This window comes from Actinotalea ferrariae, assembly GCF_019733465.1.
GTDB classification, from domain to species: Bacteria; Actinomycetota; Actinomycetes; order Actinomycetales; family Cellulomonadaceae; genus Actinotalea; species Actinotalea ferrariae_A.
On record NZ_JACVQL010000164.1, the window covers coordinates 1 to 21,956 of the forward strand.

Here is a 21,956-nt window from a genome sequence, read left to right on the forward strand (position 1 = left end):
GCGCTGCGCCGGACGGCCGGCCGCGTGCGGCTCGTGGGCGATGCGTCGGGCTACGTCGACGCACTCACCGGCGAGGGGCTGCGGGTCGGGCTCGCGCAGGCGCGGGCCGCCGTCGCGACGCTCGACGACCCGCTCGCCTACGAGCGGGCCTGGGTCCAGGCGACGCGTGACTACCGCGTGCTCACGGGCGGCCTGGTCGCGTGGGCGACGTCGCCCCTGCGGCGCGGCATCGTCCCCGTCGCGGCGGGCATCCCGCCCCTGTTCGGCGCGATCGTGGAGCGCCTCGCCCGCTGAGCGGGCCGTCGGGCCGTCCGCGGCGTGCCGTCGCGCACGGCGCGCGAGCGGGCGGACCTTGATCCGTTCGCCGCGCGCCCGGCGGCGGTGGTGCGGATACTCACCGCATGCCGTCGAACACCTCCCCCACGCCGGGCACCTCAGGCACGCCGTCCGCCGCCGGTGCCGCCGCCGCAGGCGCGGCCGACCACGGGGGCGAGTCCCCGACCCGGCTGCGCCGGGCCGTCACGGGCCCGCTGCTGTACCTGTTCATCCTCGGCGACGTGCTGGGCGCCGGCATCTACGCGCTGGTCGGCGAGATGGCCGGGACGGCCGGGGGCGCGGTGTGGCTCGCGTTCGCCGTCGCGCTCGTCATGGCGCTGCTCACGGCGTTCTCGTACGCCGAGCTCGTGACGAAGTACCCGCGCGCGGGCGGCTCGGCCGTGTTCGCCGAGCGCGCGTTCCGCAGCCCGCTCGTCGCCTTCCTGGTCGGCTTCTCGATGCTCTCGGCGGGCGTGGTCAGCGCGGCCGGCCTCGCGCTCGCCTTCGGCGGCGACTACCTCGGCGTGTTCCTCGACGTGCCGCCCGCGGCCGCGGCGCTCGTGTTCCTGCTCCTCGTCGCGCTGCTCAACGCGCGCGGGATCAAGGAGTCGCTCGGCGCCAACGTGGCGATGACGGCGATCGAGCTCACCGGCCTCCTGCTGGTCGTCGTGGTGGGCGCGATCGTCCTGGCGCGCGGCGACGGCGAGGGCGTCGGCCCGCTCGACGTCCCCGAGGGCACGTCGCTCGGAGCCGCGGTGCTCGCGAGCGCCCTCATCGCCTTCTACTCGTTCGTCGGCTTCGAGACGTCCGCCAACCTCGCCGAGGAGGTGCGCGACGTGAGCCGCGTGTACCCGCGCGCGCTGTTCGGCTCGATGGTCACCGCAGGGCTCGTCTACCTCGCGGTCGGGTGGGTGGCGCCCGCCGTCGTCGACACCGCCACGCTCGCCGAGTCGTCCGGCCCGCTGCTCGAGGTGGTCGACACCTTCGGCGGCATCCCGCCCACGCTCTTCGCCGTCATCGCGCTCGTCGCGGTCGCCAACGGCGCCCTGCTCACCATGATCATGGCCAGCCGCCTCGCGTACGGCATGTCCGACCGCGGGCTGCTGCCCCGCGCCCTTGGCCGGGTGCTGCCCGGCCGGCGGACGCCGTGGGTCGCGATCGCCGTCACCACGGCCGTGGCGATGCTGCTCGCCGTCACCGGCGAGCTCGTCGACCTCGCCGCGACCGTGGTGCTGCTCCTGCTCTTCGTGTTCCTCAGCACCAACGTCGCGGTCCTCGTGCTGCGCCGCGAGACCGTCGACCACGACCACTTCCGGGCGCCGACCTTCGTTCCCGTGCTCGCCGTCGTGAGCTGCCTCGTGCTGCTCACGCAGCAGGAGCCGCAGCACTGGGCGCTCGCAGGCATCCTGCTCGCAGCCGGCACCGTGCTCCACCTGGTGACCGGGGGCGCCCGCGGGGCCCGGCGCCGCCGCGACGAGGTCGAGGCGGAGGCAGAGGCCGGCGCCCGCTGACGCGCTCACGCGCTCACGCACCGCGGCGCCTGGTCGGGCCGGGCCGGGTCAGGCCGGGCCGGTGCGCGTCAGCGGACGTCCGTACGTCAGCTGACGCCCGGACCGGCCTGCGTCAGCGGACGTCGCGCTGGCCGCCCACGAGCGACCTGCCGCCGCGCGCGCGGGGGCGCATGGGCGGGCTCGCCGTGCCCACGCCGTCGACCATCCCGCCCAGCACCGCGGCGAGCGCCTCGACCGCCGTGTGCCGGGGACGCCACCCCAGCACCGTGCGTGCCCGCTCGGTGGACATGAGGGCGATGCCCGCCGCCAGGTCGACCCAGCCCGGGCTGATGTGGATGGCGCGCGCGAGCCAGGCGCCGTGCACCGCGGCCCGCACGAGGGGCACGGGCACCTCGACGTGCCGGCCGCCCGAGAGCAGCGCCGCGACCTGCGGGGCGCGCAGGACGTCGTCGGCCGCGATGTTGAAGGCACCCACGTGCTGGTCGAGGAGGATGGCGCGCAGCGCCTGCGCGAGGTCGTCGGCGTGGACGGCCTGCACGCGCACGCCTCGGGGCCACGGCAGCACGGGCAGCCCCGCACCGAGCGCCGCGGCGGGTGCGAGCGGGCCGAGGAAGTACCGCTCGATCCCCGACCCGGCGGCACGCTGGAAGACGAGGGCGGGCCGCACGCGCGCGACGCGCAGCTGCGGGTGGAGCACCTCGGCCTCGTCGAGGAGCCGCTCGACCGCCACCTTGTCCACGCTGTAGTGGCTGCTGCGCACCTCCTCGGTCGCCCAGTCCTCGGTCCGCGGCTCGTCGTCGTGCACGGGCGCGTAGGCGCCGACGGATGACGCGACGACGAGGTGCGGCACGCCGGCGCGGGCGACGGCCTCGATGACGCGCGCGGCGCCGGTGACATTCGTCGCGCGGAGCAGCGCGCGGTCGTGGCTGGGCTGCATCGCCCAGGCGAGGTGCACGACGGCGTCGGCCCCGGCGAAGGCGTCCGCGAGCGCGGCCACCACGGGCTCGTCGGGTCCTGCGGCGGCCAGGTCGACCGCGCGCCACTCGGCGACGTCGTACGGCGCCGGGGGCACCGTGCTGGGCACGCGGCGCGCGACGCTCACGACGGACCGCACCGCGTCCTCGTCGCGGAGCGCACGCAGGAGCGCGGTCCCGATGTTGCCGCTCGCACCGACGACGGCGACCCTCAAGGCCGACCGCCCGCCGGCGTCGCGGCGCTCATGCCACCGGGACCGCGCATCTCAGCGGTACCGGTCAGAGCTCGTCGCCGGACTGGACGTCCTGGCGCGGGTTGAGCATGTCCGGGTCGGCGTCGGGGTCACCCTCGGTGGTGCCGCTGCCGGCGGCACGGGAACCCGTGCGCGGCTCGAGGCTCTCCGGGTCCGAGTCCTGGTCCTGCGCGGGGTCGTAGGCGTCTGGTGTCTGCTCGCTCATGGTCCCAACGTCGCACCGTCGGCCCGCGCTCGCACGCCGAGCGTGCGGTGCCCCACGGCAGCGGCCGTGCGGCACCCGACGGCCGACCCGGCCGGGCCACGACGTGACGCGCACCACACCGTCCACGGAGGACGTCCCTCGGTGCGCACGCGAGGCGGTCGCCTGGCACTCTTGCGGCATGCAGATCTGGCCCGGCAAGCCCTACCCCCTCGGCGCGACCTTCGACGGGACGGGCACCAACTTCGCCCTGTTCTCCGAGGTCGCGGAGCGCGTCGAGCTGTGCCTCTTCGACGACGACGGGACCGAGACCCGGATCGACCTCCCCGAGGTCGACGCCTTCGTGTGGCACGCGTACCTCCCGACGATCCAGCCGGGGCAGCGGTACGGGTACCGCGTGCACGGCCCCTACGACCCGGCCAACGGGCAGCGGTGCAACCCCGCCAAGCTGCTGCTGGACCCGTACGCCAAGGCGATCGACGGGCAGATCGACGGCCACCAGTCCCTGTTCTCCTACGACTTCGGCGACCCGGACTCGCTCAACACGGACGACTCCGCCGCCCACACCATGAAGTCCGTGGTCATCAACCCGTACTTCGACTGGGGCCACGACCGGCCGCCGCTGCGCGACTACCACGAGAGCGTGATCTACGAGGGCCACGTCAAGGGCCTGACCATGCAGCACCCGAGCATCCCCGAGGAGCTGCGCGGCACGTACGCCGGCATGGCGCACCCGGCGATCATCGACCACCTCGTCGACCTCGGGATCACCGCGATCGAGCTCATGCCCGTGCACCAGTTCGTCAACGACCCGACGCTCCAGGACAAGGGCCTGTCCAACTACTGGGGCTACAACACGATCGGCTTCTTCGCGCCGCACAACGGGTACGCCTCCTCGCAGACGCCCGGTCAGCAGGTGCAGGAGTTCAAGCAGATGGTCAAGGCGCTGCACGAGGCGAACATCGAGGTCATCCTCGACGTCGTCTACAACCACACGGCGGAGGGCAACCACCTCGGCCCCACCCTGTGCTTCCGCGGCATCGACAACGCGGCCTACTACCGGCTCGTCGACGACGACCAGGCGCACTACTACGACACGACGGGCACCGGGAACTCGCTGCTCATGCGGCACCCCCACGTGCTCCAGCTGCTCATGGACTCGCTGCGCTACTGGGTCAACGAGATGCACGTCGACGGCTTCCGGTTCGACCTGGCGAGCACGCTCGCCCGTCAGTTCCACGAGGTCGACCGCCTGTCCGCCTTCTTCGACCTCGTGCAGCAGGACCCGGTCATCAGCCAGGTCAAGCTCATCGCCGAGCCGTGGGACGTCGGCGACGGGGGCTACCAGGTCGGCGGCTTCCCGCCCCTGTGGTCCGAGTGGAACGGCAAGTACCGCGACACCGTGCGCGACTTCTGGCGGGGCGAGCCGTCGACCCTCGCCGAGTTCGCGAGCCGCCTGTCGGGCTCGTCGGACCTCTACGAGCACACGGGCCGCAAGCCCATCGCGTCGATCAACTTCGTCACCGCGCACGACGGCTTCACGCTCAACGACCTGGTCTCGTACAACGAGAAGCACAACGAGGCCAACGGCGAGGGCAACAAGGACGGCGAGAGCCACAACCGGTCCTGGAACTGCGGCGTCGAGGGTCCGACCGAGGACCCGGAGATCACGGACCTGCGGTGGCGTCAGCAGCGCAACTTCCTCACGACGCTGCTGCTGTCGCAGGGAGTGCCGATGATCGCGCACGGCGACGAGCTGGGGCGTACGCAGGGCGGCAACAACAACGGCTACTGCCAGGACAACCCGATCACGTGGATGGACTGGGACCTGAGCGACCAGGCGGCGGGCCACCTCGAGTTCACGCGGTCGCTCGTGCACCTGCGCCGCAACCACCCCGTGCTGCGCCGCCGCCGGTTCTTCTTCGGCAGCGCCGACCACGGCGGCGAGTCCGACCTGGGCGACATCGCCTGGTTCTCGACCAGCGGCGAGCACATGTCGGACCAGGACTGGAACAACGGGTACGCGCGCGCCGTGACCGTGTTCCTCAACGGCGAGGCGATCGCCGAGCCCGACGCGCGCGGCGAGCGCCTCGTGGACGACTCGTTCCTCGTGCTCTACAACGCGGCGCCGGACACGGTGACCTTCACGCTGCCCCCCAAGGAGTTCGGCGCGGTGTGGACGTGCGTCGTGGACACCGACCACACGCTGGGCGCGGGGGCCGAGGTCGAGGCCGGCGCGACGATCGACATCACGGGCCGCAGCACGCTCGTCCTCACCCGGCCGGTGATCGAGTGACCGCGGAGCATCCCGACCGTCCGGGGCCGGCCCGGCGCCGGCCCCCCGAGGGTCGACCCGTCCCGGTCTCGACGTACCGGCTGCAGCTCAACGCCGACCTGACGCTCGACGACGCCGCCCGGCAGGTGCCGTACCTGCAGCGCCTGGGCGTGACGCACCTGTACCTCTCCCCCGTGCTGGCCGCCGCACCGGGCTCGACGCACGGCTACGACGTCGTCGACCACGACGTGATCTCGCCCGTCCTCGGCGGGCGCGAGGCGTTCGACCGCCTCGCGGCGACCGCGCGCGAGCACGGCCTCGGCCTCGTCGTCGACATCGTGCCCAACCACATGGCCGTGCCCACGCCCGTGTGGCACAACCGGGCGCTGTGGTCCGTGCTTGCGCAGGGACCGGACTCGCCGTACGCGTCGTGGTTCGACGTCGACTGGTCGGCCGGCGAGGGCGCGCTGCTCATGCCGGTCCTCGGCCGGCGGATCGGCGCCGTGCTCGCCGACGGCGAGCTGGCGCTCGACGAGGCGGAGATCCCGGGGGGCGACGGGCCGCAGACCGTGCTGCGCTACTACGACCACGTGTTCCCCGTCCGCCCGGGCACCGAGCAGCTGCCCATGGCCGAGCTCGTGGACCGGCAGCACTACCGGCTCGCGTACTGGAAGGTCGCCGACGAGGAGCTCAACTACCGCCGCTTCTTCGACGTCGGGACGCTCGCCGCGATCCGCGTCGAGGACCAGGAGGTGTTCGACGCGACCCACGCGCTGGTCGCGGGCCTCGTGCGCGACGGCGTCGTCGACGGCCTGCGGATCGACCACCCCGACGGGCTCGCCGACCCCCAGGGCTACCTCGACCGGCTGGCCCAGGCCACCGACGACGCGTGGGTCGCGGTCGAGAAGATCCTCGCGCCCACCGAGCAGCTGCCCGAGGACTGGGCGACCGTCGGCACGACGGGCTACGACGCGATGTGGCGCATCCACGCGACGTTCGTCGACCCCGGCGGCGGCGGCGAGCTCGGCGCGCTCATGCACCGGCTGACGGGCGACACGACGGATGCGCTGCCCGCCCTGGTCGAGGAGGCCAAGCGCCAGATCGTCGCCGGGCCGCTCTACGCCGAGGTGCACCGGCTCGCCGACCTCGCGGCCGACATCTGCCGCGACGACGTGCGGCTGCGCGACCACACGTGGCGCTCGCTGCACGAGTGCCTCGTCGAGCTCATCGTGGCGGCCGACCGCTACCGCTACTACGTGACGCCCGGCGAGCCGGTCCACCCGGACGCCCAGGCGGCGTTCGCGGAGTGCGTCGCGACGGCCCGGGCGCGCCTCGACGAGGACCGGCACGAGAGCCTCGACCTGCTCGCCGAGATGCTCCTGGCACGCGAGGTCGGCTCGGCCGGGCGCACGCGCGAGCAGCGGCGTGACGAGCTCGTCGTCCGCTTCCAGCAGACCTGCGGCGCCGTCATGGCCAAGGGCGTCGAGGACACGGCGTTCTACCGGTGGACGCACCTGCTGAGCCTGTGCGAGGTGGGCGGCGCACCCGAGCGGTTCGCGATCAGCCCCGAGGAGCTGCACGCCTGGGCGGGCCGCACGCAGGACCACTCGCCGGTCGCGATGACCGGCCTGTCGACCCACGACACCAAGCGCAGCGAGGACGTGCGCGCACGGCTCGGGGTGCTCTCCGAGCTCCCGGTCGAGTGGGCGCACCTCGTCGACCGGCTGCGGGCCGCCACGGCGGACGTCCGGCCGGCGCTGCTCGACGGGCGCACCGAGAACATCCTGTGGCAGACGCTCGCCGGCACGTGGGACGGCGGTCCGCTCGCCGAGGCGCGCCTGACGGAGTACCTCGTCAAGGCGATCAGGGAGGCGAAGTCCCACACGTCGTGGACGGCGCCCGACGAGGCCTACGAGGAGGCCGTGCTGGGCTTCGCCCGCCACCTGCTCGGGGCGCCGGAGGTGCTCGACGCCTTCGAGGAGTGGGCCCGCCGCGCGGCACCGGGGATCCGGGCGGCGACGCTCGGGATGAAGCTCGTCCAGCTGACGATGCCGGGCGTCGCCGACGTGTACCAGGGCACCGAGGTGTCCGCGGTCGCGCTCGTCGACCCCGACAACCGCCGGCCCGTCGACGTCGAGGCGCTCGGCCGGATGCTCGACCGGCTCGACCGGCTCGAGCGCGAGCAGCCGCGCACGCTCGACGAGGAGAAGCTCGTCGTGACGTCGCGCGCGCTGCGCGTGCGGCGCGACCGCCCCGGCTGCTTCGTCGGTCCCGAGGCGGGCTACCTGCCGCTCCCGTCGTCGTCGGGCAACGCGTTCGCGTTCGCGCGGACCGACGGCGGCCGGCCGTGCGCCGTCACCGTCGTCACCCGGCTCGCGCTCTCGCTCGAGCGCCTCGGCGGCTGGGGCGGCCACACGGTCGCCCTGCCGGAGGGCCGGTGGCGCGACGCGCTCACGGGTCGCGAGGTGGACGGGGGCGTCGTCCCGCTCACCGAGCTGCTCTCGTCGCTCCCGGTGGCCCTCCTCGTGCCCTCCGGGCAGGCTTGAGCGCGTGAGCGACGGCACCTCTCCCGACCCCCGACCCACCGATCCCGCTGACCGCACGACGGAGGCCAGCAGCGCCGCCGGGTCCGGCACCGAGCCCCGCGTCTGGGCGCCCGCGGCGCAGCTGGTCGAGCTGCACCTGCCCGGCCGCGACGGCAAGCGCCACGCGATGGAGCCGGAGCCGGGCGGGTGGTGGCGCTCGCCCGTGAGCCTCGCCCACGGCGCGGACTACGGGTTCGTGCTCGACGGCGACGACCCGCGGCCCGACCCGCGCAGCGCGTGGCAGCCCGAGGGGGTCCACGGCCCGAGCCGCGTGTTCGACCCGACGCTGCACCCGTGGGGCGACCGGGCCTGGGCGGGCAGGGACGTGCGCGGGGCGGTCGTCTACGAGCTGCACGTCGGCACGTTCACGCCGCAGGGCACCCTCGACGCCGCGGTCGAGCGCCTCGACCACCTCGTGGCGCTCGGCGTCGACGTGGTCGAGCTGATGCCCGTCGCGGCGTTCCCGGGCGTCCACGGCTGGGGGTACGACGGCGTCGCCCTCTACGCGGTGCACGAGCCGTACGGGGGCCCGGCGGCCCTGCAGCGGTTCGTCGACGCTGCCCACCAGCGCGGGCTCGGCGTGTGCCTCGACGTCGTCTACAACCACCTCGGCCCGTCCGGGAACTACCTGCACGCGTTCGGGCCGTACTTCACCGACCGGCACGAGACGCCGTGGGGCCAGGCCGTGAACCTCGACGGCGACGGGTCGGTCGAGGTCCGCCGGTTCGTCGTCGAGAACGCGCTGCGCTGGCTGCGCGACTTCCACGTCGACGCGCTGCGGCTCGACGCGGTCCACGCGCTCGTCGACGACTCGCCGCGGCACCTGCTCGCCGAGCTCGCCGACGCCGTCGACGCGCTCGCCGCCGAGGTGGGCCGGCCCCTGTCGCTCGTCGCCGAGTCGGACCTCAACGACGCCCGGATGGTCACGCCGACCGCGCAGGGCGGCCTCGGGATGACGGCGCAGTGGGCCGACGACGTGCACCACGCGCTGCACGCCTTCCTCACCGGCGAGCAGCACGGGTACTACGTCGACTTCGGCTCGGCCGAGGTGCTCGAGAAGGTCCTCACGCGGGTGTTCCTGCACGACGGCACGTACTCGACGTTCCGGGGCGAGGAGTGGGGTGCGCCCGTGCCCGCCGGGACCGACGGCCGCCGCTTCGTCGTCTTCAGCCAGGACCACGACCAGGTCGGCAACCGCGCGCTCGGCGACCGCCCGTCGGAGCACCTCGACGACGTCGGCCTCGCGACGGCCGCCGCGCTCGTGCTGCTCTCGCCCTTCACGCCCATGCTGTTCATGGGCGAGGAGTGGGGTGCCCGCACGCGCTGGCAGTACTTCACCGACCACGCGGAGCCCGAGCTGGTCGAGGCGATCCAGGAGGGCCGACGGTCCGAGTTCGCCGGCCACGGCTGGGACGCCATCTACGGCGGCGAGCCCGACGTCCCCGACCCGCAGGACCCGGCGACCGTCGAGCGCAGCCGGCTCGACTGGACCGAGCCCGAGCGGCCCGAGCACGCGCGCCTCCTGCGCTGGTACACCGACCTCATCGCCCTGCGGCGCGCGACGCCCGACGTCGCGTCGGGCGACCTCGCGGCCACGCGCGTCGAGCACGAGGAGGGACGCTGGTTCGCCGTGCACCGCGGCGACGTCGTCGTCGTGGCCGCGCTCGCGGACGACGTGACGGTCCCCCTCGACGGCGAGGTCCTCGCCCGCTTCCGGGACGACGCACGGGACGCACCCGGCGACGGCGACGGGCGCTCCGGCGCCGGCCTCACCTTCGCCCGCCGCGACGTCGCCGTGCTGCGCCGGTCGGCCTGATGCACGCCGTCGGCCGCTGGGAGACGCCCGCGACCGAGGCTCTGCGCGTCCGCGAGGGCTTCGACCTCGCCGCGTTCGACCGGCGCTCGACGCCCGGCTGGAGCGGGGACAAGACGACGGCGAAGGCGGCGCTCGCCGAGCAGGGCGACCGCCTCTCCGAGCTCCAGGAGAAGCTCTTCGCCCACGGCCGCAGCGGCGGCGACCGGTCCGTGCTCCTCGTGCTGCAGGGCATGGACACGGCGGGCAAGGGCGGCATCGTGCGGCACGTCATCGGCACGGTCGACCCGCAGGGCGTCGCCCTGCGCTCGTTCGGCGTCCCGACGCCCGAGGAGCGCGAGCACCACTACCTGTGGCGCATCCGCGAGGCGCTGCCCAGGCCCGGGTACATCGGCGTCTTCGACCGCTCGCACTACGAGGACGTCCTCGTCGTCAAGGTCGAGCAGCTCGTCCCGGCCGACGAGGTCGAGCGGCGCTACGACGAGATCCGGTCCTTCGAGGACGAGGTCGTGGCGTCCGGGACGCGCGTGGTCAAGGTCGCGCTCATGGTGTCGCTCGACGAGCAGGCCCAGCGGCTCAGGGAGCGCCTCGAGCGGCCGGACAAGCACTGGAAGTACAACCCCGGCGACATCGACGCCCGCGAGCGGTGGCCGCTCTACCAGGAGGCCTACCAGGTCGCGCTCGAGCGCACGGCCACCGACACCGCGCCGTGGTACGTCGTCCCGGCCGACCGCAAGTGGTACGCGCGGCTCGCGGTCGGCGCGCTCCTCCTCGACGCCCTGCAGGGCCTCGACCTCGACTGGCCGGAGGCGGACGTCGACGTCGCGGCGGAGCTGCGCCGCCTGGAGGCCTCGCACCCCGAGGGCTGACCCGGCCGACCTGCCTCGACGCGGGCTGTGGTCCGCCGAGGTCGCCGTCAGCCCGCGATGCGCTCGCGACCGTCCTCGACGAGCGCGCCCAGGCGGGACAGCGCGCGCAGGTACTTCTTGCGGTAGCCGCCGCGCAGCATCGCGTCGTCGAAGAGCGTCGGCGCGTCGTCGACGTCGTCGCCGGCTCCCAGCAGCACCGGGACGTCGCCCTCGTAGAGCCTGTCGACGAGCGCCACCAGCCGGAGCGCATCCGCCTGGTCGTGCGCCGGTCCCACCCCGGTCAGCCCCACGCTCGTGACGCCGTCGACGAGCGCCCCGTACCGGCTCGGGTGCACCGTGCGCAGGTGCGCGACGAGCGCCGCGAACTCGTCGCAGGTCGCGCCCGGTGTGCGGTCGGCCGCCGCGCGGACCGCGTCGTCGGGCACCGCCGCGAGGCGCGTCGCGGCGCCGCGGTGCCGGTAGTCCGGACCGTCGATGCGCACGACGTCGAAGCGGTCGGCCATCGCCTGGATCTCGCGCAGGAAGTCCTCGGCCGCGAACCGCCCCTCGCCGAGCTGCTCGGGCAGCGTGTTGGACGTCGCTGCCAGGGCCACGCCGGCGTCGGAGAGCTCGCGGAGCATGCGGGACATGAGGAGGGTGTCCCCCGGGTCGTCGAGCTCGAACTCGTCGATGCAGACGAGACGGCGCTCGGACAGCGCGGCCACGGTCGGCGCGAACCCCAGCGCGCCGACGAGGTGCGTGTACTCGACGAAGCTGCCGAACGCGGATCCCGGGACCCGGTGGGCGAGCGCCGCGAGCAGGTGCGTCTTGCCGACGCCGAAGCCACCGTCGAGGTAGACGGCCGCCGGCTCCTCGCGCCGGAACCAGGACCGCCGTGCCGGTCGCTCGAGCCGGTCCGCCAGGCCGGCCAGGGCCTCGCGCGCGGTGCGCTGGCTCGCGTGGTCCGGGTCGGGGTGGTAGCTGTCGAACGTCGCGTCGGCGAAGTGGCGCGACGGCACGAAGCCCGACAGCAGCTCCCCCGACGCCACCTCGGGCCGGCGGTCGACGAGGCGGCGGGGCGGTTCCACCCGCTCAGCCTAGGTGCCGGTGACGGCACCCGCCGGGCGACGCCGCGTGCCCGTCGGGCGCAGACCGCTGTGCCCGTCGGGCTACGCCGTGGTGCCGGTGACGTCCACCGACGCCGGGGCCCGCGTGTCCCCGAGCACCGCGAGCACCGTGCGCGCGACGTCCTCACCCCGCACGCTGGCCACCGGGTCGAGGTTGCGGTCGTCGCCCGCGACGGCGGCCAGGACCGCCACCTCGTGCAGCCGCACGGGAGTGCCCTCGGCGCGCAGGACGTCGAGCAGCATCGTCTGACCGGCACCGGCGACCGAGACGGGTCCGGAGAGGGCCATCGGCTCACGGGCGGCCGCCCCGTTGAGAGTCACGTACGCGGCGTCCGCGCCGGCCGCGGCCGCGGTCGCGAGGAGGGGCAGCAGCGCCCGGGCGGCGAGGAGGTGGGCCGTCAGGTGGCTCTCGAGCAGCCCGCGCCACGCGGTCGGCGCCAGGTCGAGCAGGGGCGTGCCGATCCACCAGCCGCCCAGCGCGACGACGGCGGCGTCCGCCGTCCACCCGCGTCCGGCCAGAGCGGTCGCGATCTCGACGGGCTCGTCCCAGGAGGCCACGCCGACGACCGCGAGGCGGTCGTGCTCGGGCACCACGACGGAGCCGGGTCGGCGCGTCGGCAGCAGCACGCGTGCGCCCTCGGCGAGGAGCGCGTCGACCACGAACCGCCCCACGAACCCGGCGCCACCCGCGACGACGACCGTGCGACCCGCTGCCTCGGCGCGACGGTCAGGGGCGTCCACGGGCACCGCACCATGCTAGGTGCGGCGCGTGAAGGTCAGGTGCGTGACGCCGCTGCGCGACGAGACGGCCTCGACGTCGTAGGCCTCCTCGAGGGCCTCGAGCCCGTCCCAGAGGCGGACGCCGCGACCGAGCACGATCGGCACCTGCACGAGGTGCATGTGGTCGACGAGCCCCGCCGCGAGGAAGTCGCGGACGACGGTGGCGCCGCCACCGATCCGCACGTCCAGGCTCCCGGCCGCGGCGCGGGCGGTGCTGAGCGCGTCGCTCGGGGACGCGTCGAGGAAGTGGAACGTCGTGCCGCCCTCCATCTCGACCGAGGGGCGTGGCCGGTGCGTCAGCACGAACGTGGGCGTGCGGAAGGGCGGGTTCGGCCCCCCCAGCCCGTCCAACCCGGGTCGTCCTGCCAGCCGGGCGGGCCGAACTTGTTGGCGCCCATGATCTCCGCCCCGAAGCCGACGCCGTGGCGCTCGGCGAACGCGTCGTCCACGCCCACCGATCCGCCGCCACCGCCCTCGCCCTGCGCCCAGAACCGCGTGGCGAACATCCACTCGTGCAGGCGCTCGCCCGCGTGCCCGAACGGCGCCTCGAGGGACTGCGGCTCACCGGTCGCGAAGCCGTCGAGCGAGATGGACAGGTTGTGGATCCGGGTGCGTGACATCGGCGCCTCCTGGGTACGCGTGCGCACGGCCGACCGTTCGGGACGCCCTCGACTGTCGACCGTCGCGCTGCGGCAGGTCAAGCGTCCCCGATGAGACCGGGCGACCTCGCTGGTCCACCATCGGGTCAGACCTTCCCCGAACCCGGAGGCACCGTGAAGCTGCTCCTCACGTCCGGCGGCGTCACGAACGCCACCATCCGCAGCACGCTCGAGCGGCTCCTCGGCAAGCCGGTCTCCGAGTGCCGCGCGCTCTGCATCCCGACCGCGCAGTGGGGTCACCCGATGTGCGGCCCGACGACGGTGCAGGGACTCGTCGCGGCGGGTCGCGGGTCCCCGCACCTGTCCGGGCTGGGCTGGGCGTCCCTCGGCGTCCTCGAGCTCACGGCCCTGCCCACGATCGGCGCCGACCGCTGGGTCCCCTGGGTCCGCGAGGCCGACGTGCTCCTCGTGGACGGCGGCGACGCGACCTACCTGTACCACTGGATACGGGAGTCCGGGCTCGCCGACCTCCTGCCGTCGCTGACAGACACCGTCTGGGTCGGGGTGAGCGCGGGCAGCATGGTGATGACGCCCCGCATCGGGAGCTACTTCGTCGAGTGGCCGTCCGCGCCGGACGACCGCACTCTGGGCGTCGTCGACTTCGCGATCTTCCCGCACCTGGACCTCTTCCCGACGAACACCACGGCCGACGCCGAGCGATGGGTCGCCGACCTCGGGATCCCGGCCTACGCGATCGACGAGCAGACCGCGATCACCGTCGTCGACGGCGAGGTCGAGGTGGTCTCCGAGGGTCGGTGGGTGCGCCTCGGGCCATGAGGACGCGGCGGCTCGACGCGACGCCGCTCGGCACCGCCGGAACGGCTCGCGGGACCGGCGTCAGCGGACGAACACCGCGCCCGGCGGGAGCTCCCCGACCACCGGCCGGGCGTCGGCGAACCAGCCGTCCACCGGGAACCGGGCCACGAGCGCGCCGCCCTGCGGGGGCCGGACGACGAGGCGGCCGTCCCGCGTCGGCGTGAAGGCCCAACCGCCGATGAGGGGCACGCCGCTCCTGAGGTTCGTGAAGCCGCCGTCGGGCTCGACCCGACCCGTCGCGAGCGAGCCGCTCGGCCCGTCGACGAAGAGCAGCGTGCCGTCGGTCGCCGCCATGATCGACGTTCAGGGGTCGAAGCCCGGGTGGTTGCGCAGGTCGGCGAAGCCGCCGTCGCCCGTGACGCGACCGGTCGCCGCGAGCCTCGTGTAGCTGTTGTAGAAGAGCACCAGACCGTCCTGCACCGGCACGATGTGCGTCCAGAAGTCCCAGAGGTACGGCTCGCTGAGCTGCGTCCAGGCGCCGTCGGCCCCGATGCGACCGATGATCGCCACGCCGACGTACCCCTGCGGGCCGGACCGCACCAGGTACGAGATCAGCATGTCGGGCGCGACCGCGACGATGCGGTGCGTCAGCGGCGCCTGGTGGTTGTCCCGGAGGTCGGCCCACGACCCGTCGGGCCGCACCTCCCCGACCGTGAGCAGCTCACCCCGCTGGAACGCCATGCGCCCGTCACCGAGCGCCACGTGGTCGCCCCAGAGCTGGTCGAGCGTGAAGTGCCGCTGCGCGAACACGACGCCCTCGGCGGTGAGCGTCCCGGTGCGGGTCCGCCCGGCGGGGTCGTAGACGAGCCACTGGCCGTCGGTGACGGCCGCCTCGACCGGCGGTCCGGTCGTGACGCCGGAGGCGACGAGCACCTCCAGCGGGCCGGGGATGTCGGTGGCGGGGCGGCGCCGCATGGTGTCCATACCCCTGAGGAGCACGGTGGCGGCCGGATGTGACGGATAGGCTCGCCGCGTGAGCGAGAGCATCGTCGTGCTGACCGAGGACACCCTGACCGCCGCCGACGTGGAGCACATCACCGGCCTCCACGCCGACGACGACGTCCGGTACCGGGTCCTCGTGCCCGCGGACACCGAGCGGAACATGCTCGTCTCGATCGTGGACCACCTCAGCCTCGGCGAGCTCCGCGAGGCGCTCGACGCCGCGCTCGGCCGGGAGCCGGAGCCCGTGCGGGCGCACGCGACCGCCGAGGACCAGCTCGCGGCGAGCATCGACGCGTTCGTCGCGACCGGCGCCCGGGTCGACGGCGCCGTCGTCGCCGACGATCCCCTGCCGGCCCTGCGCACGGCGGTGGCGCAGGGCGACGTGCGCGAGGTCGTGGTCGTCACCGTGCCGCACGCCCTCGAGGACACCTTCCACACCGACTGGGCGTCGCGTGCGCGGGACGACCTCCAGGTGCCCGTCCTGCACCTGTACAGCGGCACCAGCCAGCTGGGCTGACGGCATGAAGGTCGTGATCCCGGGCGGCACCGGCCAGGTCGGCAGGCTGCTCCGGCGCGCGCTCGCCGAGCGCGGTCACGAGGTCACGGTCCTCAGCCGGAGACCCGAGCAGCTCGAGCCGGGCGTCCGGCACGTCGTCTGGGACGGTCGCACGCTCGGCCCGTGGGCCGAGGAGATCGACGGGGCCGACGTCGTCGTCAACCTCGCCGGGCGCACCGTGAGCTGCCGCTACACCGACGCCAACCTGCGCCAGATGATGGACTCGCGCGTCGACTCCACCCGCGTCGTCGGTCAGGCGATCGCGCAGGCCACGCGGCCACCCGCGGTCTGGCTGCAGATGAGCACCGCGACGATCTACGCCGACGCGCGCAGCCGGGGAGACGACCTGCCGCACGACGAGGCGAACGGCGTCCTCGGCGGCGAGGAGCCCGACGTGCCGCTCTACTGGGAGTACAGCGTGCGCATCGCGCGCCGCTGGGAGGCCGCGCAGACGGAGGCCGACGTGCCGCGCACCCGCCGCGTCCCCCTGCGCACCGCCATGGTCATGACGCCCGACCGCGGCGGCGTGTTCGACTACCTGTCCTGGATGGCCCGCGTGGGGCTCGGTGGGCCGGTGGCCGGCGGCCGGCAGCACGTCTCGTGGATCCACGGCGACGACCTCGTGCGCGCCGTGACGTTCCTGATCGATCGCGACGACCTCGACGGACCGGTCATCCTGGCCGCACCCGGACCCGTGCCCCAGCGCGACCTCATGCGCACGCTGCGGCGAGCGTGGGGCGGTCGGCCGGGCCTGCCCGCCACCCGGCTCATGGCCGAGGTCGGCGCCTTCGTGCTGCGCACGGACACCGAGCTGCTGCTCAAGAGCCGCCGCGTGGTGCCCGGGCGCCTGCTCGACGCCGGCTTCACGTTCGCGTACCCGACGTGGGACGTGGCGGCGCACGACCTCGTCGCGCGCCGCCGTGCTCTCCCCCGCGACGACCGTCGGCGGGGCGAGGCTCACAGCCCCGTGCCGGTGACCTCCGGGTAGTACCGCCGGAACTTGCGCACCTGGTTGACGGACGCGGCGAGCACGTAGAGGCGTCGCTTGAGGCGCGTCTCGGCGCGGTAGCGCAGCGGATGGGCGGTCGCCCGGCGACGGATGAGGCCCTGCACCTTGGCCCGCAGCGCGGGGTCGAGGACGTACCGCAGCAGCAGGCGGTGCGGCACGATCGAGTACAGGACCTCGCGCTCGACCGAGACCGGCGCGGCGGCGACGTCGTCGACGCGATCGGCGACGAGGAACTCCGCCGGGTTGGCGCCCGCCGCGAGCACGTAGTGGTTGTTGCGGCCGATCCGCGGGTTGACCTCGAAGAACTGGGCCGACCCGTCGCGCGGGTCCACCTTGACGTCGAAGTTCGCGAAGCCCACGTAGCCCGTGCCGAGCAGGAGGCGGTGCGCCTGCTCGAGCATGTCGTCGAACCGGCCGGTGATCATCGCCGCGGGGTTGCCGAGCCCGCTCGGCGTGTGCTCCTCGAGCAGCACGTGCGCGCAGCACGAGAGCGTCACGACGCCCCGGGTGTCGACGTAGCACGTGATGCTGCGCATCTGGGTGTCGTCGCCGGGGATCATCTCCTGCACGACGAACCGTCCCCGGAAGCCCGCGGCGCGCAGGGTGACCCAGAGCTCGTCGAGCTCAGCCGCGGAGTCGACCTGGTAGACCTTCTTCTTCCCCGGGAAGCTCAGCCGTTCGTAGTCGGCGCTGTTGGCCGCCTTGGCGATCGCCGGGAACGGCAGGTCGACCGGGACGGGCGCCCAGGCGGCGTCGTCGGCCCCCGTGAAGTCCTGGACCACCGTGCGCGGCGTCGCGATGCCCAGCTCGGTGCAGAGCTCGGCGAAGCGCGCCTTGTCGGCGAGCCGCGCCAGCAGCTCCTCGCCGAGGAACGGGACCGTGTACCACTGCTCGAGCTCGGCCCGGTGCGTGACGAGGAACCGCACGAGCCAGTCGGTGTTCGCGAGCAGGAGCAGCTGCGGGGCGCCGTCCGGGCCGGCACCGTCGTCACCGGCACCGAAGCGTGCCGCGACGTCGCGCAGCGCGGCCACCATCGCGTCGGGCGTCGCGTCGGGCCCGAGGACGACGTTCTCGAGGATCGTCGAGTCGGCCACCGGTCCCGTCACCGTCATGCTGACGACGACCGAGCGGGCGCCGTAGCCCTCGTGGAAGGCGCGGGCCAGGGCGTACACCCCGATGTCGGCGCCGAGGATGACGGGCTGGAACGCCCGTCCGCCCGCCGACCTGCCCTCCGCGTGCGTGATGAGCGGCGCGGGCCGCGCGGGCGCGGCTGCGCCCGCGCCGGCCGCGCCGGCGCTCGACCCCTGCGTCACGCGGGGCTCTCGGACCGGTCGGCCGTCCACTCCGTGTGGAAGGTGCCGTCGCGGTCCGTGCGGCGGTACGTGTGGGCGCCGAAGAAGTCCCGCTGCGCCTGGATGAGGTTCGCGGGCAGGCGCTCGGCGCGCACGCCGTCGTAGTACGCGAGCGAGGACGAGAACGCCGGGGTCGGGACGCCGTTGAGCGCGGCCGACGAGACGATCCGGCGCCACGCCGCGACGCCGTTGCCCACGGCGGACGCGAAGTACTCGTCGGCCAGCAGCAGGGGCAGGTCGGCCTGGCGCTCGTACGCCTCGGTGATCCGGTTGAGGAAGCGCGCGCGGATGATGCAGCCGCCGCGCCAGATGCGCGCCATCGCGCCGCGGTCGATGTCCCAGCCGAACTCGGTGGACGCCGCGGCGATCTGGTCGAAGCCCTGCGAGTACGCGACGACCTTCGAGGCGTAGAGCGCGAGCCGGACGTCCTCGACGAACGCGTCCCGGTCGGCGATGTCCCATGCGGCCGAGTCGGCGACGAGGACGCCACGTGCGGCCGTGCGCTGCGGGACCGAGCCGGACAGCGCCCGCGCGAACGTCGCCTCGGCGATGCCCGTGATCGGCACGCCCAGGTCCAGCGCGTTCTGCACCGTCCAGCGCCCGGTGCCCTTCTGCTCCGCCTGGTCGAGGATGACGTCGACGAACGCCTGGCCGGTCGCGGCGTCGGTGTGCCGCAGCACCTCGGCGGTGATCTCGATGAGGAACGACTCGAGGTCGCCCGTGTTCCACTCGGCGAAGATCTCGCCGATCTCCGCGGCCGAGGCACCCAGCCCCTGCTTGAGCAGGTCGTACGCCTCGGCGATGAGCTGCATGTCCGCGTACTCGATGCCGTTGTGGACCATCTTGACGAAGTGCCCGGCGCCGTCGGACCCCACGTAGGTGCAGCACGGGACGCCGTCGACCTTGGCGGAGATGTCCTCGAGGATCGGGCCGAGCCACTCGTAGGACTCGCGCGAGCCGCCCGGCATGATGCTCGGGCCGTTGAGCGCGCCCTCCTCGCCGCCCGAGACGCCGGTGCCGACGAAGTGCAGCCCGTGCGCCTTGAGCTCGGCCTCGCGCCGACGTGTGTCCGGGAAGTGGGCGTTGCCCGCGTCGATGACGATGTCGCCCTCCTCCAGGAGCGGGACGAGCTCGGCGATGACCGCGTCGGTCGGGCCGCCGGCCTTGACCATGATCACGACCTTGCGCGGGCGCTCGAGCGAGGCGACGAAGTCGGCCATCGACTCGGACGGCACGAAGTCGCCGTCGGACCCGTGGTCGGCGACGAGCGACTGCGTCTTGGCGTACGACCGGTTGTGCACCGCCACCGTGTACCCGTGCCGGGCGAAGTTCCTCGCGAGGTTGCGGCCCATGACGGCCAACCCGGTGACACCGATCTGCGCGCGTGCAGTCATGCTCGAGGACTTCCCTTCGGGAGGTGACGTGTCCGGCCAGGGTACCGAGGCGCCCGATCGCGCCACCGGGGTGTCCGCGCGCCGGTCCACGTCCGTGTCGGAGGGCGGCCGTAGTCTGCCGACGTGATCACCGCCGATGCCGGAGTGCCCCCGGAGTTCGTCCGTGCGCTCCACGCGCTGCGGGACGAGCGGCTGCGGCCGGAGGTCCGGCTGACCGAGATCCCCGCCCCGGCGCGCATCGCGCCGTACGCGGTCGCGCTCACGGCCGAGGTGGCGGGCGACGACGGCGACGAGGACGCGGCGTCGGGCCGCTTCGTCCTCCTGCACGACCCGGCGGGCCAGGCCGCCTGGGAGGACACGTTCCGCGTGGTCAGCCTCGTGCGCGCGACGCTCGACCCGGAGACGGCGTCGGACCCGCTGCTGTGCGAGGCCGCGTGGTCGTGGGTCGAGGAGGCGCTCGCGGGCGTCGACCACCACGCGCTCGGCGGCACCGTCACGCGCGTCGCGTCCGAGTCGTTCGGCACGCTGGCCGAACGCGAGGCGGAGTCCGAGGTCGAGATCCGGGCCTCCTGGTCGCCCGCCGGCGACGTCGGCCCGCACCTCTCGGCCTGGGCGAGCCTGCTGTGCCAGGCCGCCGGCCTCCCGCCCCTGCCCGACGGCGTCTCGGCGCTCGGCCGCCGTCGCTGACGGCGGTCACGGCCCCGTCCCGACGCGGGCCACGAGCACACCGGGCGTCCCCGGCGCAACTGGTCGGCGAAACCGCGTCACAAATTCCTGTGAGCCACCTCTCAAGGGGGTGTAGCGACCTGCCGATACAGGCAGGACAGACCCCGCCTGGCAGTGTGGAGCACCCGTTGACCGTCGAGCACGTCCGGACACCCCCGGTGAGCCGCCCTGCGGTCCGCCGGCCGGTGCAGGCGGACCACAGCCCCCCGTACCCGCCGTCCCAGCGCCCTGCGCCGGGCGGCCCCCTCTGCCTGGTCGTCCCCGAGATCGGTGACGGTGACGGCCACATGCTCGTGCGCTCCCTGCGTCGCCGCGAGTCCACCCGCGCCGTCCTGCTGACCCGCAAGGCCGGCCGGCGCGAGCTCGTCGTCCTGCTCGGCGGCGGCGTCCGCGGCGCCGTCACGGCCGAGAGCCCCGGTGCGGTGCGGATCGCCGCGAAGCCGGCGCCCGCTCCCGCGAAGGTCGGCCCCGAGCTCACCGCACGCGAGATCGGCGTCCTGCGCCTCGTCTCCGAGGGCCGCTCGAACCGCCAGGTCGGCGAGGCCCTCGACCTCTCCGCGCTCACGGTCAAGAGCCACCTCGCTCGCATCTCCCGCAAGGTCGGCACCGGCGACCGTGCCGAGATGGTCGCGTACGCGATCCGTCACGACCTGCTGCCCTGAGGCCCGCCACGCACCGCGTCGCACCCGGTCCGGGACGCGCGTCCCGCACGACGCGTCCGCTCGGACCGTCGCGCCTGCCGCGCCGTGTCGGACGGAACATCTAGGTTGGTCGCCATGCCGCACGTGCCCGCCTCCGACCACCGCGCCCCGACGGTGCCGCAGCAGCGGGCGGCCGGCGGCGAGGGTGCGCAGGAGGAGGCCGGCACCGCGGCCGTCGAACCCGCCGCGGAGGCGCCCGAGGTGACGCCGCTGCGCGAGCCCGCCGACGGCGTGCCGGACGTCGTCGAGTCGGAGGACGCCCTGGCCGCCGCGGCGGCCGCGCTGGCCGGCGGCCACGGCCCGGTCGCCGTCGACGCCGAGCGTGCGTCGGGCTACCGCTACGGCCAGCGCACGTACCTCGTCCAGGTGCGGCGCGAGGGAGCCGGCACGTTCCTGGTCGACCCGATCGCGCTGCCGGACCTCGCCACGCTGTCGGACGCCCTGCGCGGCGTCGAGTGGGTGCTGCACGCCGCGTCGCAGGACCTTCCCGGCCTCGCGGAGCAGAACATGCGCCCCGACGCGGTGTTCGACACCGAGCTGGCCGCGCGCCTGCTCGGCATGCCGCGCGTCGGCCTCGCCGCCGTCGTCGCCGAGGTGCTCGGCCTCGGCCTGGCGAAGGAGCACTCGGCGGTCGACTGGTCGACCCGACCGCTGCCCCGGGACTGGCTGCTCTACGCCGCGCTCGACGTCGAGGTGCTCACCGACCTGCGGCGCGAGCTCGGCGCCCGGCTCGAGGAGGCCGGCAAGGCCGAGTGGGCCCGTCAGGAGTTCGAGGCCGTGCGGAACGCGGCCCCGCCCGCGCCGCGCGTGGACCCGTGGCGGCGCACGTCGGGGCTCCAGGCCGTGCGTGACCCCCGCCGGCTCGCCGTCGTCCGCGCGCTGTGGCAGGCGCGCGAGGCGGACGCCCGACGGCGCGACGTCTCGCCCGGCCGCGTGCTGCCCGATGCCGCGATCGTCGCCGCGGCGACCGCCCTGCCGCGGACCCTGGCGGACCTCGTCGCGCTGCGCCCCTTCGCGGGCAAGGGCACCCGCCGCCGCGCCGCGCAGTGGTTCGCCGCCGTCGAGGAGGCGCTCGCGCTCCCCGACTCGGCGCTGCCCTCGATGCGCGGACCGCGCA

Annotated in this window: 19 protein-coding genes and 2 pseudogenes; 12 read left to right on the top strand and 9 right to left on the bottom strand. The window is 74.4% G+C overall.

All coding sequences use genetic code 11. The features are described 5' to 3' along the window. Nucleotides 1–294: pseudogene (locus ICW40_RS13095) on the top strand (monooxygenase); the annotation flags it as partial. Nucleotides 295–401: 107 nt separating this feature from the next. Continuing rightward, on the top strand, nt 402–1,826 hold the full coding sequence (locus ICW40_RS13100) for an APC family permease (RefSeq protein WP_221654461.1): 1,425 nt from the start codon (nt 402–404) through the stop codon (nt 1,824–1,826). Nucleotides 1,827–1,938: 112 nt separating this feature from the next. Here ICW40_RS13100 and ICW40_RS13105 read toward each other — a convergent pair whose 3' ends face one another. After that, entirely contained in the window at nt 1,939–3,015 is a 1,077-nt protein-coding gene (locus tag ICW40_RS13105; RefSeq protein WP_221654462.1) for an NAD-dependent epimerase/dehydratase family protein, read from the bottom strand. A 64-nt stretch (nt 3,016–3,079) separates the two neighbouring features. Continuing rightward, nucleotides 3,080–3,259: a hypothetical protein gene (locus tag ICW40_RS13110; protein WP_221654463.1), complete on the bottom strand. Its 180-nt coding sequence runs from the start codon at nt 3,257–3,259 to the stop codon at nt 3,080–3,082. A 178-nt stretch (nt 3,260–3,437) separates the two neighbouring features. Here ICW40_RS13110 and glgX point away from each other — a divergent pair, with 178 nt between their 5' ends. The 4 genes from glgX (at nt 3,438) to ICW40_RS13130 (ending at nt 10,798) form a co-directional block, all read left to right on the top strand. Further along, complete coding sequence (gene glgX / locus ICW40_RS13115) at nt 3,438–5,552, top strand: glycogen debranching protein GlgX (protein WP_221654464.1); 2,115 nt, start codon at nt 3,438–3,440, stop codon at nt 5,550–5,552. Further along, a complete protein-coding gene (gene treY, locus ICW40_RS13120) occupies nt 5,549–8,077 on the top strand; it encodes a malto-oligosyltrehalose synthase (RefSeq protein ID WP_221654465.1) in 2,529 nt (842 codons plus the stop codon). The genes glgX and treY overlap by 4 nt, the downstream gene beginning before the upstream one ends. A gap of 121 nt (nt 8,078–8,198) precedes the next feature. Beyond that, nucleotides 8,199–9,932, top strand: coding sequence for a malto-oligosyltrehalose trehalohydrolase (gene treZ, locus ICW40_RS13125; protein WP_374199156.1), 1,734 nt, complete (start codon nt 8,199–8,201; stop codon nt 9,930–9,932). Further along, complete coding sequence (locus ICW40_RS13130; RefSeq protein ID WP_221654467.1) at nt 9,932–10,798, top strand: PPK2 family polyphosphate kinase; 867 nt, start codon at nt 9,932–9,934, stop codon at nt 10,796–10,798. Before treZ ends, ICW40_RS13130 begins: the two co-directional genes overlap by 1 nt. Nucleotides 10,799–10,845: 47 nt before the next feature. Here the strand turns inward: ICW40_RS13130 and zapE are convergent, their stop codons facing one another. From zapE to ICW40_RS13145, 3 genes and pseudogenes are all read right to left on the bottom strand, one after another. Then, the gene (gene zapE / locus ICW40_RS13135; RefSeq protein ID WP_221654468.1) at nt 10,846–11,865 is read right to left on the bottom strand and encodes a cell division protein ZapE; all 1,020 of its coding nucleotides are present in this window, start codon (nt 11,863–11,865) and stop codon (nt 10,846–10,848) included. An 81-nt stretch (nt 11,866–11,946) separates the two neighbouring features. Further along, on the bottom strand, nt 11,947–12,645 hold the full coding sequence (locus tag ICW40_RS13140) for an NAD-dependent epimerase/dehydratase family protein (RefSeq protein WP_221654469.1): 699 nt from the start codon (nt 12,643–12,645) through the stop codon (nt 11,947–11,949). A 15-nt stretch (nt 12,646–12,660) separates the two neighbouring features. Next, nucleotides 12,661–13,304, bottom strand: a pseudogene (locus tag ICW40_RS13145) (dihydrofolate reductase family protein). Nucleotides 13,305–13,457: 153 nt separating this feature from the next. Between ICW40_RS13145 and ICW40_RS13150 the strand changes: the two are divergent. After that, entirely contained in the window at nt 13,458–14,120 is a 663-nt protein-coding gene (locus tag ICW40_RS13150) for a Type 1 glutamine amidotransferase-like domain-containing protein (RefSeq protein WP_221654470.1), read from the top strand. 60 nt (nt 14,121–14,180) lie between these two features. On the opposite strand, the gene ICW40_RS13155 is transcribed toward ICW40_RS13150, so the two are convergent. Together ICW40_RS13155 and ICW40_RS13160 are read right to left on the bottom strand one after the other, a co-directional pair. Next, nucleotides 14,181–14,453, bottom strand: coding sequence for a hypothetical protein (locus ICW40_RS13155; RefSeq protein ID WP_221654471.1), 273 nt, complete (start codon nt 14,451–14,453; stop codon nt 14,181–14,183). Nucleotides 14,454–14,462: 9 nt separating this feature from the next. Beyond that, the gene (locus tag ICW40_RS13160) at nt 14,463–15,083 is read right to left on the bottom strand and encodes a hypothetical protein (protein ID WP_221654472.1); all 621 of its coding nucleotides are present in this window, start codon (nt 15,081–15,083) and stop codon (nt 14,463–14,465) included. 49 nt (nt 15,084–15,132) lie between these two features. On the opposite strand from ICW40_RS13160, the gene ICW40_RS13165 reads away from it, so the two are divergent. Both ICW40_RS13165 and ICW40_RS13170 read left to right on the top strand, forming a co-directional pair. Continuing rightward, entirely contained in the window at nt 15,133–15,618 is a 486-nt protein-coding gene (locus ICW40_RS13165) for a hypothetical protein (RefSeq protein WP_221654473.1), read from the top strand. Nucleotides 15,619–15,622: 4 nt separating this feature from the next. Then, complete coding sequence (locus tag ICW40_RS13170) at nt 15,623–16,645, top strand: epimerase (protein ID WP_221654474.1); 1,023 nt, start codon at nt 15,623–15,625, stop codon at nt 16,643–16,645. On the opposite strand, the gene ICW40_RS13175 is transcribed toward ICW40_RS13170, so the two are convergent. Together ICW40_RS13175 and gndA are read right to left on the bottom strand one after the other, a co-directional pair. Beyond that, nucleotides 16,615–17,979 carry a carboxylate--amine ligase gene (locus tag ICW40_RS13175; RefSeq protein WP_308121791.1) on the bottom strand — a complete coding sequence of 455 codons (1,365 nt, stop codon included), beginning with the start codon at nt 17,977–17,979 and terminating at the stop codon, nt 16,615–16,617. The genes ICW40_RS13170 and ICW40_RS13175 overlap by 31 nt on opposite strands. Further along, nucleotides 17,976–19,412, bottom strand: coding sequence for an NADP-dependent phosphogluconate dehydrogenase (gene gndA, locus ICW40_RS13180; protein ID WP_221654475.1), 1,437 nt, complete (start codon nt 19,410–19,412; stop codon nt 17,976–17,978). The genes ICW40_RS13175 and gndA overlap by 4 nt, the downstream gene beginning before the upstream one ends. A 126-nt stretch (nt 19,413–19,538) precedes the next feature. Here gndA and ICW40_RS13185 point away from each other — a divergent pair, with 126 nt between their 5' ends. The 3 genes from ICW40_RS13185 to ICW40_RS13195 all read left to right on the top strand — a co-directional run. Continuing rightward, nucleotides 19,539–20,099: a DUF3000 domain-containing protein gene (locus ICW40_RS13185; RefSeq protein ID WP_374199157.1), complete on the top strand. Its 561-nt coding sequence runs from the start codon at nt 19,539–19,541 to the stop codon at nt 20,097–20,099. A gap of 326 nt (nt 20,100–20,425) precedes the next feature. Next, a complete protein-coding gene (locus ICW40_RS21775; RefSeq protein ID WP_221654477.1) occupies nt 20,426–20,800 on the top strand; it encodes a response regulator transcription factor in 375 nt (124 codons plus the stop codon). A 114-nt stretch (nt 20,801–20,914) separates the two neighbouring features. Beyond that, nucleotides 20,915–21,956, top strand: a 1,042-nt coding sequence (locus ICW40_RS13195) for an HRDC domain-containing protein (RefSeq protein WP_221654478.1), incomplete at its 3' end; no start/stop codon positions are given.

Coding starts and splice junctions, on each gene's coding strand:
- ICW40_RS21775 (WP_221654477.1), top strand. CDS start 20,426: ATGCTCGTGCGCTCCCTGCGTCGCCGCGAGTCCACCCGCGCCGTCCTG.
- ICW40_RS13160 (WP_221654472.1), bottom strand. CDS start 15,083: ATGGACACCATGCGGCGCCGCCCCGCCACCGACATCCCCGGCCCGCTG.
- ICW40_RS13100 (WP_221654461.1), top strand. CDS start 402: ATGCCGTCGAACACCTCCCCCACGCCGGGCACCTCAGGCACGCCGTCC.
- ICW40_RS13110 (WP_221654463.1), bottom strand. CDS start 3,259: ATGAGCGAGCAGACACCAGACGCCTACGACCCCGCGCAGGACCAGGAC.
- ICW40_RS13155 (WP_221654471.1), bottom strand. CDS start 14,453: ATGGCGGCGACCGACGGCACGCTGCTCTTCGTCGACGGGCCGAGCGGC.
- ICW40_RS13170 (WP_221654474.1), top strand. CDS start 15,623: ATGAAGGTCGTGATCCCGGGCGGCACCGGCCAGGTCGGCAGGCTGCTC.
- ICW40_RS13130 (WP_221654467.1), top strand. CDS start 9,932: ATGCACGCCGTCGGCCGCTGGGAGACGCCCGCGACCGAGGCTCTGCGC.
- glgX (WP_221654464.1), top strand. CDS start 3,438: ATGCAGATCTGGCCCGGCAAGCCCTACCCCCTCGGCGCGACCTTCGAC.
- gndA (WP_221654475.1), bottom strand. CDS start 19,412: ATGACTGCACGCGCGCAGATCGGTGTCACCGGGTTGGCCGTCATGGGC.